Below are 16,307 nucleotides of genomic sequence, written 5' to 3' on the forward strand. Positions count from 1 at the left end.
CGGCGACGCATCCGCCCATCGTCACGGTTGCGCTTGGCACCGCCGCGCTTTCGCGTAAGCTGCGGCCATCGTTTCGAGGATCGGGTATGGCCAGCGGCGCAGCAGACGGGATCGAGCGGGCGGGCGGCAAGAGCGATGCTCATGGCCGTTTGACCGAAGTGACGCCCGGCTATCGCGCGCTGGTGCTGGCGATGCTGCTGGTCGTCTATACCTTCAACTTCCTCGACCGCCAGATCCTCGGCATTCTCGTCCAGCCGATCAAGGCCGAGCTCGGCCTCACCGACACGCAGCTCGGCGCGCTGGGCGGGATCGCCTTTGCGATGCTCTATTCGACGCTTGCCATCCCGCTCGCGCTGATCGCCGACCGGACGAGCCGGAGCTGGGTCATCACGATCTCGCTGGGCGTATGGAGCGCGTTCACCGCGCTGTGCGGCCTCGCCACCAGCTTCTGGCAGCTCTTCGCCTTCCGCATCGGCGTGGGCGTCGGCGAGGCGGGCGGCGTCGCGCCCTCCTATGCGATGATCTCAGACTATTTCCCGCCGCACAAGCGCGCCAAGGCGCTCGCCATCTATTCGCTCGGCATCCCGATCGGGCTTGCGGGCGGGTCGATCCTCGGCGGGTTCATCGCCGCGACCGTGGACTGGCGCACCGCGTTCATCGTCGTCGGCATCGCGGGCGTCGTCATAGCCCCGATCTTTCGCCTGGTCGTGCGCGAGCCGGCGCGCGGGATGAGCGATCCCGTGCCCCCCTCGCCCGCCAATCCTGTCGAGCGCGTGCCCGTCGGCCGCGTGTTCGCGATCCTGGCGAAGAAGCCGAGCTTCTGGCTGATGGGCTTTGCGGCCGGGTTCAGCTCGATGTGCGGCTATGGCCTCGCCTATTGGATGCCGTCGGTGCTGATCCGCAGCTTCGGGTTCGAGCTGTTCGACGCCGCGCTTTACATGGGCTCGGTGCTGCTCGTCGGCGGGAGCGCGGGGGTGCTGCTCGGCGGCGTGCTCGCCGACCGCCTGGGTGGGCGCGACAAGGGCGTCTATGCCAAGCTGCCGATGATCGCCTGGCTCATCACCGTGCCGCTCTTCGCCGGCGGCCTGATGGCGAGCGGATCGCCCTGGCTCGCCTGGGCACTGCTGCTCATCCCCAACGGCTTCAACATCCTGTGGCTGGGCCCGGTCACGACCGCGGTCCAGGGCCTCGTCCCCCCGCCGATGCGCGCGACCGCCAGCGCGTCGTTCCTGCTCATCAACAACCTCGTCGGTCTCGGACTCGGCTCATGGATCATGGGCGCGATGGCCGATTCGATGAAGGCATCGCTCGGCGACGACGCGCTGCGCTGGGCAGCGATCGCGGCGCTGGGGTTCTACCTGGTGGCGGCGGCGCTGATGTCGCTGGCGATCAAGCCGCTGCGGCGGGATTGGTGGGATCAGCGCGCCGCGTAGATCGCCGGCCGTTTGAAAAGCCCTACCGCTTCCCCCCACTCCACTTGCGCTGCGTCTTGCCGAACCGGTTCTTGCGCGTGCCTGGCTTGCCCTCGTTCGACCGCCCCATGATCGGCGCCTTGCGCTCGTGGTCGGGCAAACCGAGCTCCTCGGCCTCCAGCGAGCGAATCTCGTCGCGGATGCGGCCGGCTTCCTCGAACTCCAGGTCGGATGCGGCCTTGCGCATCTTCTTCTCGAGCTCCTCGATATAGGCGCGCAGATTGTGGCCGACCATGTGCGGGCGGTCGTCGCCGATCTCGACCGTGACCTGATCCTGCTGCGACACGTGCTTGATGATGTCGCCGATATCGCGGCGGATCGTCTGCGGCGTGATGCCGTGCGCGGCGTTGTACGCCTCCTGCTTCTCGCGCCGGCGGCCGGTTTCGTTGAGCGCGCGCTCCATCGATCCGGTGATGCGGTCGGCATAGAGGATCACGCGCCCGTCGACGTTGCGCGCCGCCCGGCCGATCGTCTGGATCAGCGACGTCTCCGATCGGAGGAAGCCTTCCTTGTCCGCGTCGAGGATCGCGACCAGCCCGCATTCGGGAATGTCGAGCCCCTCGCGCAGCAGGTTGATGCCGATCAGCACGTCGTACACGCCCATGCGCAGGTCGCGGATCAGCTCGATACGCTCCAGCGTCTCGACGTCGGAGTGCATGTAGCGGACCTTGATCCCCGCCTCGTGCATGTATTCGGTGAGGTCCTCGGCCATCCGCTTGGTCAGCGTCGTCACCAGCGTGCGATAGCCGGCCTCGGTCGTCTTCCTCGCCTCGACGATCAGGTCCTGCACCTGCTCCTCGACCGGCTTGATCTCGACCGGCGGGTCGATCAGGCCGGTGGGGCGGATGACCTGCTCGACGAAGACGCCGCCGGTCTGCTCCATCTCCCACCCACCCGGCGTCGCGGAGACGCAGACGGTCTGCGGGCGCATCGCGTCCCATTCGTTGAAGCGGAGCGGTCGGTTGTCGATGCAGCTCGGAAGCCGAAAGCCGTATTCGGCGAGCGTAATCTTCCGCCGGTGATCGCCCCGTGCCATCGCGCTGATCTGACCGATCGTCTGGTGGCTCTCGTCGACGAACAAGAGCGCGTTCTCAGGGAGGTACTCGAACAGCGTCGGCGGTGGCTCGCCGGGCAGGCGACCGGTCAGGAAGCGGCTGTAATTCTCGATGCCCGCGCAGGAGCCGGTGGCGGCGATCATCTCCAGGTCGAAATTGGTGCGCTGCTCCAGCCGCTGCGCCTCCAGCAATCGCCCTTCGGCCTGCAACTCCTTCAGCCGCTCCTCCAACTCGTGCCGGATCGCGTGCGTCGCCTGCTTCATCGTCGGCCCGGGCGTCACATAGTGGCTGTTGGCATAGATGCGGATCGTGTTGAGGCTCGCGACCTTCTGACCGGTCAGCGGATCGAATTCGGTGATCTCCTCGATCTCGTCGCCGAAGAAGCTGATTCGCCAGGCACTGTCCTCATAATGCGAGGGGAAGAGTTCGAGGCTGTCGCCGCGCACGCGGAACGCGCCGCGCTGGAAGGCGGCGTCGTTGCGCTTGTACTGGAGCGCGACCAGCTTGCGGATGATCTCGCGCTGGTCGTGCGTCTCGCCCTTCTTGAGGTCGAAGATCATCGCCGAATAGGTCTCGACCGAGCCGATGCCGTAGAGGCACGACACCGACGCGACGATCAGCACGTCATCGCGTTCGAGCAGCGATCGGGTGGCCGAGTGGCGCATCCGGTCGATTGCCTCGTTGATCGAGCTTTCCTTCTCGATGTACGTGTCCGACCGCGGCACATAGGCCTCGGGCTGGTAATAGTCGTAATAGCTGACGAAATACTCGACCGCGTTCTCGGGGAAGAACGACTTGAACTCGCCATAGAGCTGCGCGGCGAGGATCTTGTTGGGGGCCAGGATGAGCGCGGGACGCTGCACCGCCTCCACCACCTTGGCCATCGTGAAGGTCTTGCCCGAGCCGGTGACGCCGAGCAGCACCTGGTCGCGCTCGCCGGCTTCCGCGGCTTCGACCAGTTCCTTGATCGCGGTCGGCTGGTCGCCTGAGGGCGAATAGTCGCTGACGAGCTTGAAGCTTTTGCCCCCTTCCGCCTTGGGCGGCCGCGCGGGGCGATGGGGAACGAAGCTTTGCCCGGTCTCGGGCTCGGCCAGGCTGGTGCGGATCTGGATCGCCATGCGCCGAATATGCGAACGAAAGGGGGACGGGGCAATGGGCGGGTAAACGCTGCCTCGTTCCCGGCTAACGCGGCCCTGCCACTTGCACTCGCTAGCTCGGCCGCACCTCACCGTTCGTGCTGAGTAGAGACCGAGTAGCTGCACAAGCAGCGTATCGAGGGCTCGTATCGAAGTACGGTCCCGCGCCAACATCCTTCGATACGCGACCTCGATACGCCTCTACGAGGCTACTCGGCCGCTACTCAGGACGAGCGGAGAATAGGGGTTCCCGCGCACCGCTCACTAAAACTCCGTCCCCTCGAACTTCAGCGGCTCGCCTTGCGCCGTCCCCACCAGCGCGTCCTCCCACATCGCCGTCTGCCCGCGGATGATCGTGCCGATCGGCTTCCCCGTCAGCTCCCAACCCTCGAACGGCGACCAGCCGCAGCGTGAGGCGAGCCAGTCGCCCGTCACCGTCCAGCGGCGCTTTAGGTCGACGACGGTGAAGTCGGCATCATAGCCGATCGCGATCCGCCCCTTGCGGACGAGGCCGAAGATGCGCTGCGGACCCGCGCTGGTCAGGTCGATCAGCCGCTGGAGCGTCAGCCGCCCCTCCGCCACGTGGTTGAGCATCAGCGGCAGCAGCGTCTGCACGCCGGGCATCCCGCTGGGGCTGGCGGGATAGGCGCGCTCCTTCTCCTCGATCGTGTGCGGCGCGTGGTCGGAGCCGATGACGTCGGGCACGCCCTGCCCCATCCAGTGCCACAGCCCGTCGCGATGCGCGCCCGACCGGATCGGCGGGTTCATCTGCGCATAGGTGCCGATCTTGGCGTACGCCTCCTCGCCCGCCAGCGTCAGGTGCTGCGGCGTCACCTCGCAGGTGGCGATGTCCTTGTGCTGAGCGAGCAGTTCGAGCTCGGCAGGCGTCGAGATGTGGAGCACGTGAATGCGCCGCTTCGCCTCGCGCGCCAGCCGCAGAATGCGCCGGGTCGCGAGCATCGCGCTCTCGTCGTCGCGCCAGATCGGGTGCGACGAAGGGTTGCCGTTGATGCGATACTCGGCCGCGCGCTCGTTCATCCGCGCCTCGTCCTCGGCATGGATCGCGACGCGGCGGGTGCCCGACGACAGCACCCGCGACAGCGCCTCATCCTCGGCCACCAGCAAGTTGCCGGTCGAGGAGCCCATGAAGATCTTGACGCCCGCGGTGCCCGGCATCCGCTCCAGCGCACGCAGTTCCTCGGCATTCTGGCCGGTCGCACCGACGTAGAAGGCATGGTCGCACCACATGCGGTGATGCGCGCGGGCGAGCTTGTCGAGGATCGCGCCCTCGTTGTCGGTGTTGGGGTTGGTGTTCGGCATCTCGAACACCGCGGTCACGCCGCCCATGACGGCGGCGACGCTGCCGCTTTCCAGGTCTTCCTTGTGCTCGAGGCCGGGCTCGCGAAAATGGACTTGGCTGTCGATTACGCCGGGCAGCACGTCGAGGCCGGTGACGTCGATCGTCTCGCCCGCATCGCCGCTGCCGCCGATCGCCGCGATGCGGCCGCCGGAGACGAAGACGTCGACCTGTGCGGGGCCGCCGGGCAGATGGACGGTGCCGCCGGAAAGCTTCAGGTCGTAGGTCATGGCCGCCTCTTTCGCTGTCGAGGGCGAACCCTTACGTCCTCGCCATGAGCGATGCCACCCACCTTGCCGACCGCGCCCTCATCCGTCTGTCGGGGGAGGACGTGCGCGGCTTCCTCCAGGGGCTCGTCACGCAGGACCTGCGCGAGCTTGGCGAAGGCGCGCCGCTCTGGACCGCGCTGCTCAGTCCGCAGGGCAAGGCGCTGTTCGACTTCCTGCTCTGGGCGGATGGCGACGACGTGCTGGTCGATGCCGAGGCGGCGCGGGCGGAGGCGCTGGCCAAGCGGCTGACGCTCTATCGCCTGCGCCGGCCGATCACGATCGCGGCTGAGCCGGCGTTTCACGTCCACTGGTCGCCTGCGAGCTTCGACCAGCCCACCGACCCGCGCCTCGCCGCGCTCGGCCACCGCTGGCTGTCGACGAAGGACGGCGCGGACGCGAGCGACGCCTGGCGCGCACACCGGCTGTCGCTGGGCGTGACGGAGGGGGTGGGCGAACTCGGCGACGGCGAGACGCTGTGGCTCGAATGCAATGCGCGCGAGCTTGGCGGCGTCAGCTTCACCAAGGGGTGCTACGTAGGCCAGGAGAACACCGCGCGGATGCACCACCGCTCGAAGGTCAACCGCCGGCTGGTCGTGGCGCCGCTCGGCGAGCCGGGCCCGCGGACGCGCGTGACCTATCCCGAGCTCGGGCTGATGGTCGAGCATCGTCGGGTCGAGGATCTGGGGGAAGCGCTGATTCCCGATTGGCTGGCGACGGCGTTGGTCGAGGGCGTGGAGTAAGAAGAAGGAAGGCTGTTCACGCAAAGGCGCAAAGGCGCGAAGACGGGTTACCTGCTGCCGCGGAGCGGCCTTCGATCCCCTTCGCGCAAGTGGCAGCCTAACGATAAAGCCGCTACGCGGCAGCGTTCGCAACCCCTTCGCGCCTTTGCGCCTTTGCGTGAACCAACTGCCTTCTTTTAATTTCAGGCGACGACCACCGTCTGTTCGATCGCGCCGAAGATCGGGTGGTGGCGGTCGTCCTCGGCCCAGATGCGGACGGTGTCGCCCGCCTTCAGGAACGGCGTCGTCGCGGTGCCGCCCTTGATCGTCTCGACCGTGCGGATCTCGGCGATGCAGGAATAGCCGACGCCGCCGTCCGCGACCGGTCGACCCGGTCCGCCATCGGCATCGCGGTTGGAAACGGTGCCCGACCCGATGATCGTCCCCCCCCCCAGTGCCCGCGTCTTGGCCGCATGCGCGATCAGCGTGCCGAAGTCGAAGGTCATGTCCTCCCCAGCCTCGGCACGCCCGAACGGCTGGCCGTTGAGGTCGACGTTGAGCCGGCGGTGGAGCTTGCCGTCCTTCCACCAGTCGCCGAGCGAGGCGGGCGTCACGAATACCGGCGAGAACGCGCTGGCGGGCTTGGACTGGAAGAAGCCGAACCCCTTGGCGAGCTCGCCGGGAATGAGGCCGCGCAGCGAGACGTCGTTGGTCAGGCCGACCAGACGCACCGCCGCCAGCGCGTCCTCGCGGCTTGCGCCCATCGCCACGTCGCCGGTGACGACGACCACCTCTGCCTCCAGGTCGCAGCCCCAGCTTTCGTCCTTGAGCGGAATCGGGTCGCGCGCGCCCAGGAACCCGTCCGAGCCACCCTGATACATCAGCGGATCGTGCCAGAAGCTGTCGGGCATCTCCGCCCCGCGCGCCTGCCGCACGAGCGCGACATGGTTCACATAGGCGGAGCCGTCCGCCCATTGATAGGCCCGAGGCAGCGGCGCCGCCGCGTCGCGCTCGTGAAAGCGCGCACGCGGGATGACTTCGTGGTCGAGGTCGGTGGCGAGGTTCTCCAGATCGGGCGACACCCGGTCCCAGTCGTCGAGCGCGGCCTGGAGCGTCGGCGCGATGTGCGCGGCGTCGGCGTACCAGGCAAGGTCGGTCGACACCACGACCAGATGCCCATCGCGCCCCGCCTTCAGACTGGCCAGTTTCATGCGTCACCTCTCCTTTTCCGGTCCATCCTTAACCCCTGAAAGCACCATGTCGAGCCGGGCGGCATGAACGATTGACAACGCCCCGGAATGCCCCTCATCGCAGGGTCATGCAGTCGGGGCAGCGCTTTCTGGACCATCCGGGCGAGATGGCGGCGCGCATCCGCGAAAAGGACTGGCGCGGCCATCCGCTCGGCACGCCGGACCAGTGGCCGCAGGCGCTGCGCTTCAGCCTCAATCTCTGCCTCGCCTCCAGCTTCCCGATGGCGATCTATTGGGGGCCGGACTATTACCTCCTCTACAACGACGCCTGGTCGGCGATCCCGGCCGATCGCCACCCCTGGGCGCTGGGTCGGCCGGGCGCGGAAGTGTGGGCCGATATCTGGGACGTGGTCGGGCCCGAGTTCGACGCGGTGCTGCGCGATGGCAAGGGTTTCGCCAGCTTCGACCAGAAGCTGATGATGGAGCGCCGCGGCGTTCCCACCGAAACCTATTGGAACTACTCGGGCACGCCGATCCGCGACGAGTTCGGGCAAGTCGTCGGCATCCTCAACCAGGGCAACGAGACGACGCGCATCGTCCTTGCCGAGCGCCAGCAGCGCGCCGAGATCGAGCGGCTGACTGAATTGTTCCAGCAATCGCCCGGCGCCGTCGCGCTGCTGGAGGGGCCGGATCACCGCTTCGTGATGGCCAACGACAGCTATCTGGAGCTGGTCGGGCGGCGCGAGATCATCGGCCGCGGCGTGCGCGACGCGCTGCCTGAGGTCGTCGAGCAGGGTTTTGCCGAATTGCTCGACAATGTCCGCGCGACGGGCAAGACCTATCGCGCCTGGGGGGCGCGAGTAATGCTGGCGCGCGGCGGGCTGTCGGTTCTCGAGGAGCGGGTGATCGACTTCGTCTATCAGCCGATCCGCGACGCGTCCGGCGACGTCGCGCGCATCTTCGTCGAGGCGACCGACGTCACCGAACGCACCGCCGCCGAACGCGCGCTGGAGGAGAGCCAGGCACGGCTGAAGCTCGCGCTGGAGGCGGCGCAGGGTGTCGGCATCTGGGACTGGGATGTCGTCAACGACCGCGTCACCACCGACGCGCGCTTCGCCGGCATGTACGGCGCCAATGCCGCGGAGGCCGAGCGCGGCGCACCGATCGACGACTTCTTCGCCGCGATCCATCCCGACGATGCCGAGCGCGTCCGCATCGCGATCGACGAGACGCTGCTCCACGGTGCGCACTTCTCGGAGGAATATCGCCTAGTCCAGCCGGACGGCGAGGTCCGCTGGGTTATGGCACAGGGGCGGCCGATGCGCGGCGAGGGCGGCGCGATGGTCCGCTTCCCCGGCGTCACCTTCGACATCACCGCGCGCAAGGCGGCCGAGGAAGCCGCGCGCGCCACCACCGAGGAACTGCGCCAGACGACCGAGGCACAGGCGTTCATCTATTCGCTGGCGGAGCGGCAGCGTGGGCTCGACACGCCCGAGACGATCATGCGCTTCACCGCCGCGGCGCTCGGGCGGCGCATGGGCGCCGATCGCGTCGGCTTCTACCGCGTCGCCAGCGACGGCAGCGCCTGGTTCGGCCCGGGCTGGACCAGCGGTCGGCTGCCAATGATGCGCGGCATGCTGTCGGGCGAGGAGATGGGCGATCCGCTGACCGCACGATACCGCGCCGGCCGAACCGTCGTCACGCCCGACAGCGCGGCCGACCCGGTGCTCGGCGGCAGCGCGGTCAGCCGCTTCGCCCCCGCCGCGATTGGCGTGCCGCTGCTCCGCCAGGGTCGCTGGCTCGCCACCTTCTACGTCAATCAGGCCGAGCCGCGCGGCTGGACCGCCGAGGACGTCGCCTTTGTCGAGGCGGTGGCCGAAATCTCCTGGGACGCGGTCGAGCGCGCCAACGCCGTCGCCGCGCTTCGCCACAGCGAGGCGCAGTTCCGCGCGATCACCGATTCGATCGACCACATGGTCTGGGCGGCCAGTCCCGACGGGCGCGTCGATTACTATAATGCGCGCTGGTACGAATATACCGGCAGCGCGCCCGGGAGCACCGACGGCGATGCATGGGATCGCGTGCTGCATCCCGACGATCACGACGCGACCATCGCCGCATGGCAGGCGGCGATCGCCAGCGGCACCGGCTATCAGGCCGAATATCGCATCTGGCACGCGCCCACCGCGACCTATCGCTGGGCGATGGGCCGTGCGACCGCGGTCCGCGACAGCGACGGCCGCGTCACCCGCTGGTTCGGCACCACCACCGACATCCAGACCGTGGTCGAGGCGCGCGAAGTGCTCGCCCGCTCGCGCGAGGACCTGGAGCGCGCGGTCGAGGATCGCACGCGCCAGCTGATGGTGACCGAGGAACAGCTTCGCCAGGCGCAGAAGATGGAGGCGGTCGGCCAGCTGACCGGCGGCATCGCCCACGACTTCAACAACATGCTCGCGGTGGTGATCGGCGCGCTCGACCTGATGGAACGCCGCGTGGCGCAGGGGTCGGCGGATATCGGCCGATACCTGACCGCCGCGCGCGATGGCGCGACGCGCGCGGCGGGCCTCACCCAGCGATTGCTCGCCTTTGCGCGCCAGACGCCGCTCGCCCCTCGCGCGGTCGATATCGACACGATGGTGACGGGCATGATCGACCTGCTCGTCCGCACGATCGGCGAGGACATCCGCGTCGAGACCAAGCTAGCCGGCAATCTGCGCCCCGCGGTCGCCGATCCCAGCCAGCTCGAAAACGTGGTCCTCAACCTCGCGGTCAATGCTCGCGACGCGATGCCGGGCGGGGGCACGCTGTCGATCGAGACGAGCGCGCACCGGATCGAGGGTGAGGAGGCCGAGCGGTTCGGTGTCGCGCCCGGCGAGTTTCTCCGCCTCTGCGTCGCCGACACCGGCGCCGGGATGCCGCCCGAGATCGTCCGCCGCGCGTTCGAGCCCTTCTTCACGACCAAGGCGGTGGGCAAGGGCACGGGCCTGGGCCTCAGCCAGGTGTTCGGCTTCGTGCGCCAGTCGGGCGGCCATGTCCGCATCGATTCGCAACCGGACGAGGGCACGTCGGTCCACCTCTATCTGCCCTGCGCCGACGCAGGCGAGCCGCCGTCGCGCGAGCGCACGTTCCTGCGCCTGGGCGGCGAACCGCCGCGCGCGCGACCGGGCGAGGCGGTTCTGGTCGTCGAGGACGAGGAACGCGTCCGCAGCTTCTCGGTCGAGGCGCTGCGCGATCTCGGCTACACCGTCGCCGCCGCGCGCAGCGGGCCGGAGGCGCTGGCGATGATCGACGCGGGCGAGCGGCCGAGCCTTCTCTTCACCGACATGGTCATGCCCGACATGACGGGCCGCGAACTTGCCGACATCGCCGCCGTGCGGGTGCCGGGCCTGCGCGTGCTGTTCACCAGCGGCTACACCCGCGAACAGGGCGCCGACGTCGCGCCGGGCGGTCCCCCGCTCCTCCCCAAGCCGTTCAACCTGCGCCAATTGGGCGAGCATGTGCGCGAAGCACTGGACGGATAAGTTGCCGTCCTCCCGGGTGGACGAACCGCCACCCCCGCGATAGGGCGGCGCCTTCCTTCAAAAGCATCGGAACGAGCTCAGTGGCGAATGTGGCGGTGATCGGCGCCCAATGGGGTGACGAGGGCAAGGGCAAGATCGTCGACTGGCTGGCGGAGCGCGCCGACGTCGTCGTCCGCTTTCAGGGCGGGCACAATGCCGGCCACACGCTGGTCGTCGGCGACAAGACCTACAAGCTGTCGCTGCTCCCCTCCGGCATCGTGCGCGGCACGCCCAGCGTCATCGGCAACGGCGTCGTCCTCGACCCCTGGGCGCTCAAGGCAGAAGTCGAGCGGCTGCGCGAGCAGGGCGTCGATGCGACCCCCGACACGCTGATGATCGCCGAGACCTGCACGCTGATCCTGCCTTTCCACCGCGATCTCGACGGCTTGCGTGAGGATGCGTCGGGTGCGGGCAAGATCGGCACCACGCGCCGCGGCATCGGCCCCGCCTACGAGGACAAGGTCGGTCGCCGCGCGATCCGCGTTTGCGACCTTGCGCATCTCGACGACCTCGGCCCGCAGCTCGATCGCCTGACCGCGCACCACGATGCGCTCCGCGCCGGCTTCGGCGAGCCGCCGATCGACCGCGACGCGCTCGTCGCCGAGCTGCGCGAGATCGCCGACTTCGTCCTTCCCTTCGCCGCGCCCGTCTGGCGGATGCTGAACGACGCGCGGTCGCGCGGGCGGCGCATCCTGTTCGAGGGCGCGCAGGGCGTGCTGCTCGACATCGATCACGGCACCTATCCCTTCGTCACCTCGTCGAACACGATCGCCGGTACCGCTGCCGGCGGGTCGGGCGTCGGCCCCGGTGCGGTCGGCTTCGTGCTGGGCATCGCCAAGGCCTATACGACGCGCGTCGGTTCCGGCCCCTTCCCCACCGAGCTCGAGGACGAGACCGGCGAGCGGCTGGGCGTGCGCGGGCATGAGTTCGGCACCGTGACCGGGCGCAAGCGCCGTTGCGGCTGGTTCGACGCGGTACTGGTGCGCCAGTCGGCGGCCGTCAGCGGCATCACCGGCATCGCGCTCACCAAGCTCGACGTGCTCGACGGGTTCGAGGAAGTGCGGATCTGCACGGGCTATCGCCTGGGCGACGAGACGCTCGACCATTATCCCGCGCACGCCGCCGATCAGGCGCGCGTCGAGCCGATCTGGGAAACGATGGAGGGTTGGTCGCAGACCACCGCAGGCGCGCGCAGCTGGGCCGAGCTGCCGGCACAGGCGATCAAGTATATCCGCCGCATCGAGGAGCTGATCCACTGCCCGGTGGCGCTGGTGTCGACCAGCCCGGAGCGTGAGGACACGATCCTGGTTCGGGATCCCTTCGCGGACTGACACAAAACGGCCCCGCACCCTTGGGGTGCGAGGCCGCTTCGCCGTAGTGAGCCTAGCGCTTAACGCTGCGGCGGGGTTGTCCCGGCCGGCGGCGGATTGCCCGTGGTGCTCGGCGGAGTGCCGGCATCGGGGGCGGGGTTCGTCTCTGGCGCCGTGGGATCCGTCGGCTCGGTCGTCGTGGTCGAGTCAGCAGGAGCCGTCTCGTCCGCCGGCGGCGTGGTCGGCGTCTGTTGGCCGGGCATCGTCTGGCCCTGTGCCGGCGGCATCTGCTGCGGCGTGGTCTGCGCCAGCGCCGCGGTCGAGCCGCAAAGGATCAGCAGGCCAGCGAGTGCGTGCTTTTTCATGGTTTTACCTCTCTCTAAAACTGTCGAGGGGATAACCAACGCGATCGCCAAAAGAGCCTCGCCTGAACGCCGCGATGGCTCCACTTGCCCGATTTTCGCCTTATTCTCCGAAACTCAGCCGCATTGTGCGCGGTGGAGCAGCTTCTGGTCGGCCAGCACCAGCGCCAGCATCGCCTCCACCACCGGCACGCCGCGGATGCCGACGCACGGATCGTGGCGACCCTTGGTCATGATCTCCGTCGCCTCGCCCGCGCGATCGATCGTTGGCACAGGCGTCAGGATCGAGCTCGTCGGCTTGAATGCACAGCGCACGCGCACCGGCTGCCCGGTCGAGATGCCGCCCGCGATCCCGCCGGCATGGTTGGCGAGGAAGTCGGGACCGCTCGCCCCCGGCCGCATCGGGTCGGCGTTCTGCTCGCCGGTCAGGCGTGCCGCCTCGAACCCGTCTCCGATCTCGACGCCCTTGACCGCGTTGATCGACATCATCGCCGCAGCGAGCTCGCTGTCGAGCTTGGCGTAGAGCGGCGCGCCCCAGCCCGCGGGCACGCCCGTCGCCTCCGCCGTGACGACCGCGCCCAGCGACGAGCCCGCCTTGCGCGCGTCGTCCACCAGTCGCTCCCAGCGCTCGGCGGCGCGCGGGTCGGGACAGAAGAACGGGTTGCGACCGATCTCGGCGGCATCGAACGCGCCATAGTCGATCGCGTCACCGCCGATCGCCTCGACCCAGGCGGTGATCGTCACCTCCGGAATCACCGCGCGCGCGACCGCCCCCGCCGCCACGCGGCTCGCGGTCTCGCGCGCCGAGGAACGCCCGCCGCCGCGATAGTCGCGAAAGCCGTATTTGGCATCATAGGCATAATCGGCATGACCCGGACGATACGCCTTGGCGACCTCCGAATAATCCTTCGACCGCTGGTCGACATTCTCGATCATCAGGCTGATCGGCGTGCCGGTCGTCCGCCCCTCGAACACGCCCGACAGGATGCGGACTGCGTCGGGCTCGCGCCGCTGCGTCGTGAAGCGGCTGGTGCCGGGACGGCGCGCGTCGAGAAAGGGCTGGATATCGGCTTCGGTAAGGGCCAGCCCCGGCGGGCACCCGTCGACGACCGCGCCGATCGCCGGCCCGTGGCTCTCGCCCCAGGTCGTGAAGCGGAACACGCGGCCAAAGGTATTGAAGCTCATGCGTCCTCCCCGAGCGCGGCAAAGGCCGGCGCATGCGCCGCGCTGCCCCGCACCCCGCACGGCATCCCCGCCGACTGGAGCGCGCGCGCCATAAAATAATCGCCGGCATAGGGGCTGTCGAACCCGCGGGCGAGGTCGGCGGCATAGCCGAAGCGCCCGTAATAGGCAGGGTCGCCCAGCACGAAGCTCAGCATCCAGCCCGCCCGCGCCAGCGCGTCGTGCCCGGCGGCGACCAGCGCTTCGCCCACGCCCTGCCGCCGCCACGGCCCCGCGACCGCCAGCGGCGCGAGCGCGACGGCGGGCACGACCGCGCCGTTCACCTCGACCGCCACCCGGCTGAACACCGCCGCGCCGACCAGGTCGCGGTCCTGCGCCACCATCGTCAGGACCATGTCGCCATCGATGCAGAGCCGGCGCACGAGGTCCGCCTCCTGCGCGCTGGCGAAGTTCTGACGCAGGAAGGTGTCGAGCGCGGGCACGTCGGCCGGCTGGGCGGGGCGGATGTCCATCAGCCCCGCCCGCTCGCTCGCGTCAGCCTGACGATCTCCGCGCGGGGGCGGAAGCGGAGGGCGGACCAGTCGGCGTCGAGCGCGATCTGGGTGACGGCGAGGAAGTCGGCTTCGGCCAGCCTCTCCCAGCCCGCGTCGCGCGAGATGTCGCTGGCATGGGCACCCGACTTCTTCGGATAGCCGAACCACAGCCGCTTGCCCGGCGCGAACGCCGCAACCCCGCGCGCGATCGCGGCGGGAGCGGCAGCGCGGTCGGCAACGAACAGCAGCAGCGTATCAGCCGAGTCTAACGAGCCGGTCGACTCGAGCAGGCTAGCCAGCGACGCCGGCACGCCGTCGACGGCGAGCGTCATGCCCGGCTTGACGCCGAGCTTCTCGACCAGGCCCTTCCCGCTCATGACGCCGCCTCAGGAAAGCGCGATGTCGGGCGCGTCCTCGGCCTTCATGCCGATCACGTTGTAACCGGCGTCGACGTGATGGATCTCACCCGTCACGCCCGACGACAGGTCGGACAGAAGGTACACGCCGGCGCCGCCGACATCCTCGATCGTCACGTTGCGGCGGAGCGGCGCGTTGAGCTCGTTCCACTTGAGGATGTAGCGGAAGTCGCCGATCCCGCTCGCCGCCAGCGTGCGGATCGGGCCGGCCGAGATCGCGTTGACGCGGATATTTTCCGGCCCCAGGTCGACCGCGAGATACTTGACCGACGTGTCGAGCGCCGACTTGGCGACACCCATCACGTTGTAGTGCGGCACGACCTTCTCCGACCCGTAATAGGTCAGCGTCAGCAGCGAGCCGCCGCCCTTGCCCGTTTCCGGATCGAACGGCTTCATCATCGCGCGAGCGCGCTGCGCGACGGCGGTGAAGGAATAGACGCTGATGTTCATCGTCATCAGGAAATTGTCGAGGCTGGTGTCGTAATAGCGGCCGCGCAGCTCGTTCTTGTCGGAAAAGCCGATCGCGTGGACGACGAAGTCGATCGTCTCCCAGCGCGACTTCAGCGTCTCAAACCCGGCGTCGAGCGAGGCCATATCGGAGACGTCGCAATCGAAGATGAAGTCGGAGCCCAATTGCTCGGCCAGCGGCTTCACGCGCTTGCCCAGCGCATCGCCCTGATAGCTGAAGGCGAGTTCGGCGCCTTGCTCGGCGAGCTGCTTGGCAATGCCCCAGGCCAGCGAGCGATCATTGGCCAGCCCCATGATGAGCCCGCGCTTGCCCTGCATCAATCCCGTCACGACGCCTGTTCCTCCTTTTGGACGTCGGCGGGCTCTAGACCGTTTTCGGGCACTTCCGCCAGTGCGGCGTTGAGTTCGGCGCCGACGACCAGCCCCAGCCCGATGACGAAGAAGAAGATCAGCGCGATCATCACCCCCGCCAGGCTGCCATAGGTCAGGTCGTAATTGCCGAGGCTGCCGAGAATCGCAGGGAGCAGCGCGGTCGTCGCCATCCACCATAACGTCACCACCGCTGCCCCCGGCCATTTCGGACACTTTGAATAACGCCAGCGCGAGGGGGTTAGCGAATAGAAGAGCATGTAGAGCGCGCCGAACAGCGCGAACGCGGGGGCGATCCGCGTCAGCGATACGATCTGCGCCACGTCGCCCGCGAAAGGCAGCAGCCGGACGATGAACGCCTCCACGCCCGTCAGCACCACCTGAAAGCTGAACGCGACGAGGACGAGGATGACCGAGGCGATGATGAGCCCGATCGATCCCAGGCGATATTCCCAGAACGGCCGGGACATGGTGACGCCGTACGCCTCGCGCAGGACTCCGCGCACCGTCTCGATGAAGCTTGCCGTCGTCCACAGGCCGACGATGACGCCGAACCAGACGAGGTTGCCCGCACGCGCGGCAAGCACGTCGGTGATCGGCTGTTGCAGCACCGCGGCGACATTGTCGGGCACCGTCTGGAGAAATCCCTCGAGCGCGCGAAGGCCATCGCCGGTCCGCCCGAAGATCCGCGCGATCGAGGCGGCGACGATGAAGAAGGGGAACAGCGTCAGGATGGAGAGATAGGCAAGGTTGCCCGCATGGGTGAAGCCGCTGGTATAGGTGCCGACCGCGACCCGCTTCATGACCTCGATGGCGCGCGCGCCGATGCCCAGGCTGGCGAGCCTGCGGCGCATCGGCCCCTGCTTGGCGCGCCCCTCGGGCGTCAGGTCGAGCGGCTCCCCCGTCATC

The 16,307-nt window shown here is 68.6% G+C and carries 13 protein-coding genes; 4 read left to right on the top strand and 9 right to left on the bottom strand.

From position 1 onward, the window contains the following. Nucleotides 1–191 precede the first annotated feature (191 nt). Entirely contained in the window at nt 192–1,433 is a 1,242-nt protein-coding gene (locus tag RS883_RS15635) for an MFS transporter (protein ID WP_315765171.1), read from the top strand. 22 nt (nt 1,434–1,455) lie between these two features. On the opposite strand, the gene uvrB is transcribed toward RS883_RS15635, so the two are convergent. Then, the gene (gene uvrB, locus RS883_RS15640) at nt 1,456–3,645 is read right to left on the bottom strand and encodes an excinuclease ABC subunit UvrB (protein ID WP_315761108.1); all 2,190 of its coding nucleotides are present in this window, start codon (nt 3,643–3,645) and stop codon (nt 1,456–1,458) included. 282 nt (nt 3,646–3,927) lie between these two features. After that, on the bottom strand, nt 3,928–5,250 hold the full coding sequence (locus RS883_RS15645; protein ID WP_315761109.1) for a dihydroorotase: 1,323 nt from the start codon (nt 5,248–5,250) through the stop codon (nt 3,928–3,930). 44 nt (nt 5,251–5,294) lie between these two features. Here RS883_RS15645 and RS883_RS15650 point away from each other — a divergent pair, with 44 nt between their 5' ends. Beyond that, nucleotides 5,295–6,029 carry a folate-binding protein gene (locus tag RS883_RS15650; protein WP_315761110.1) on the top strand — a complete coding sequence of 245 codons (735 nt, stop codon included), beginning with the start codon at nt 5,295–5,297 and terminating at the stop codon, nt 6,027–6,029. 182 nt (nt 6,030–6,211) lie between these two features. Here the strand turns inward: RS883_RS15650 and RS883_RS15655 are convergent, their stop codons facing one another. After that, nucleotides 6,212–7,219 (bottom strand): fumarylacetoacetate hydrolase family protein, encoded by a 1,008-nt coding sequence (locus RS883_RS15655; RefSeq protein WP_315761111.1) that lies wholly within the window; start codon nt 7,217–7,219, stop codon nt 6,212–6,214. A 107-nt stretch (nt 7,220–7,326) separates the two neighbouring features. Here RS883_RS15655 and RS883_RS15660 point away from each other — a divergent pair, with 107 nt between their 5' ends. Both RS883_RS15660 and RS883_RS15665 read left to right on the top strand, forming a co-directional pair. Beyond that, nucleotides 7,327–10,719, top strand: a complete 3,393-nt coding sequence (locus RS883_RS15660) for a PAS domain-containing protein (RefSeq protein WP_315761112.1) — start codon at nt 7,327–7,329, stop codon at nt 10,717–10,719. An 80-nt stretch (nt 10,720–10,799) separates the two neighbouring features. Next, nucleotides 10,800–12,089, top strand: coding sequence for an adenylosuccinate synthase (locus tag RS883_RS15665; RefSeq protein WP_315761113.1), 1,290 nt, complete (start codon nt 10,800–10,802; stop codon nt 12,087–12,089). Nucleotides 12,090–12,148: 59 nt separating this feature from the next. Here RS883_RS15665 and RS883_RS15670 read toward each other — a convergent pair whose 3' ends face one another. The 6 genes from RS883_RS15670 to RS883_RS15695 form a co-directional block, all read right to left on the bottom strand. Further along, complete coding sequence (locus RS883_RS15670) at nt 12,149–12,433, bottom strand: hypothetical protein (protein WP_315761114.1); 285 nt, start codon at nt 12,431–12,433, stop codon at nt 12,149–12,151. 114 nt (nt 12,434–12,547) lie between these two features. Continuing rightward, nucleotides 12,548–13,615 (bottom strand): chorismate synthase, encoded by a 1,068-nt coding sequence (aroC, locus tag RS883_RS15675; protein WP_315761115.1) that lies wholly within the window; start codon nt 13,613–13,615, stop codon nt 12,548–12,550. Then, nucleotides 13,612–14,124, bottom strand: a complete 513-nt coding sequence (locus tag RS883_RS15680) for an N-acetyltransferase (RefSeq protein WP_315761116.1) — start codon at nt 14,122–14,124, stop codon at nt 13,612–13,614. The genes aroC and RS883_RS15680 overlap by 4 nt, the downstream gene beginning before the upstream one ends. After that, complete coding sequence (locus RS883_RS15685) at nt 14,124–14,522, bottom strand: hypothetical protein (RefSeq protein ID WP_315761117.1); 399 nt, start codon at nt 14,520–14,522, stop codon at nt 14,124–14,126. Before RS883_RS15685 ends, RS883_RS15680 begins: the two co-directional genes overlap by 1 nt. Before the next feature lie 9 nt (nt 14,523–14,531). After that, nucleotides 14,532–15,359 carry an enoyl-ACP reductase FabI gene (gene fabI, locus RS883_RS15690; RefSeq protein ID WP_315761118.1) on the bottom strand — a complete coding sequence of 276 codons (828 nt, stop codon included), beginning with the start codon at nt 15,357–15,359 and terminating at the stop codon, nt 14,532–14,534. After that, a complete protein-coding gene (locus RS883_RS15695) occupies nt 15,356–16,306 on the bottom strand; it encodes a YihY/virulence factor BrkB family protein (protein WP_315761119.1) in 951 nt (316 codons plus the stop codon). Before RS883_RS15695 ends, fabI begins: the two co-directional genes overlap by 4 nt. Nucleotide 16,307 lies beyond the last annotated feature (1 nt).

Source organism: Sphingomonas sp. Y38-1Y, assembly GCF_032391395.1.
Taxonomy (GTDB): domain Bacteria; phylum Pseudomonadota; class Alphaproteobacteria; order Sphingomonadales; family Sphingomonadaceae; genus Sphingomonas.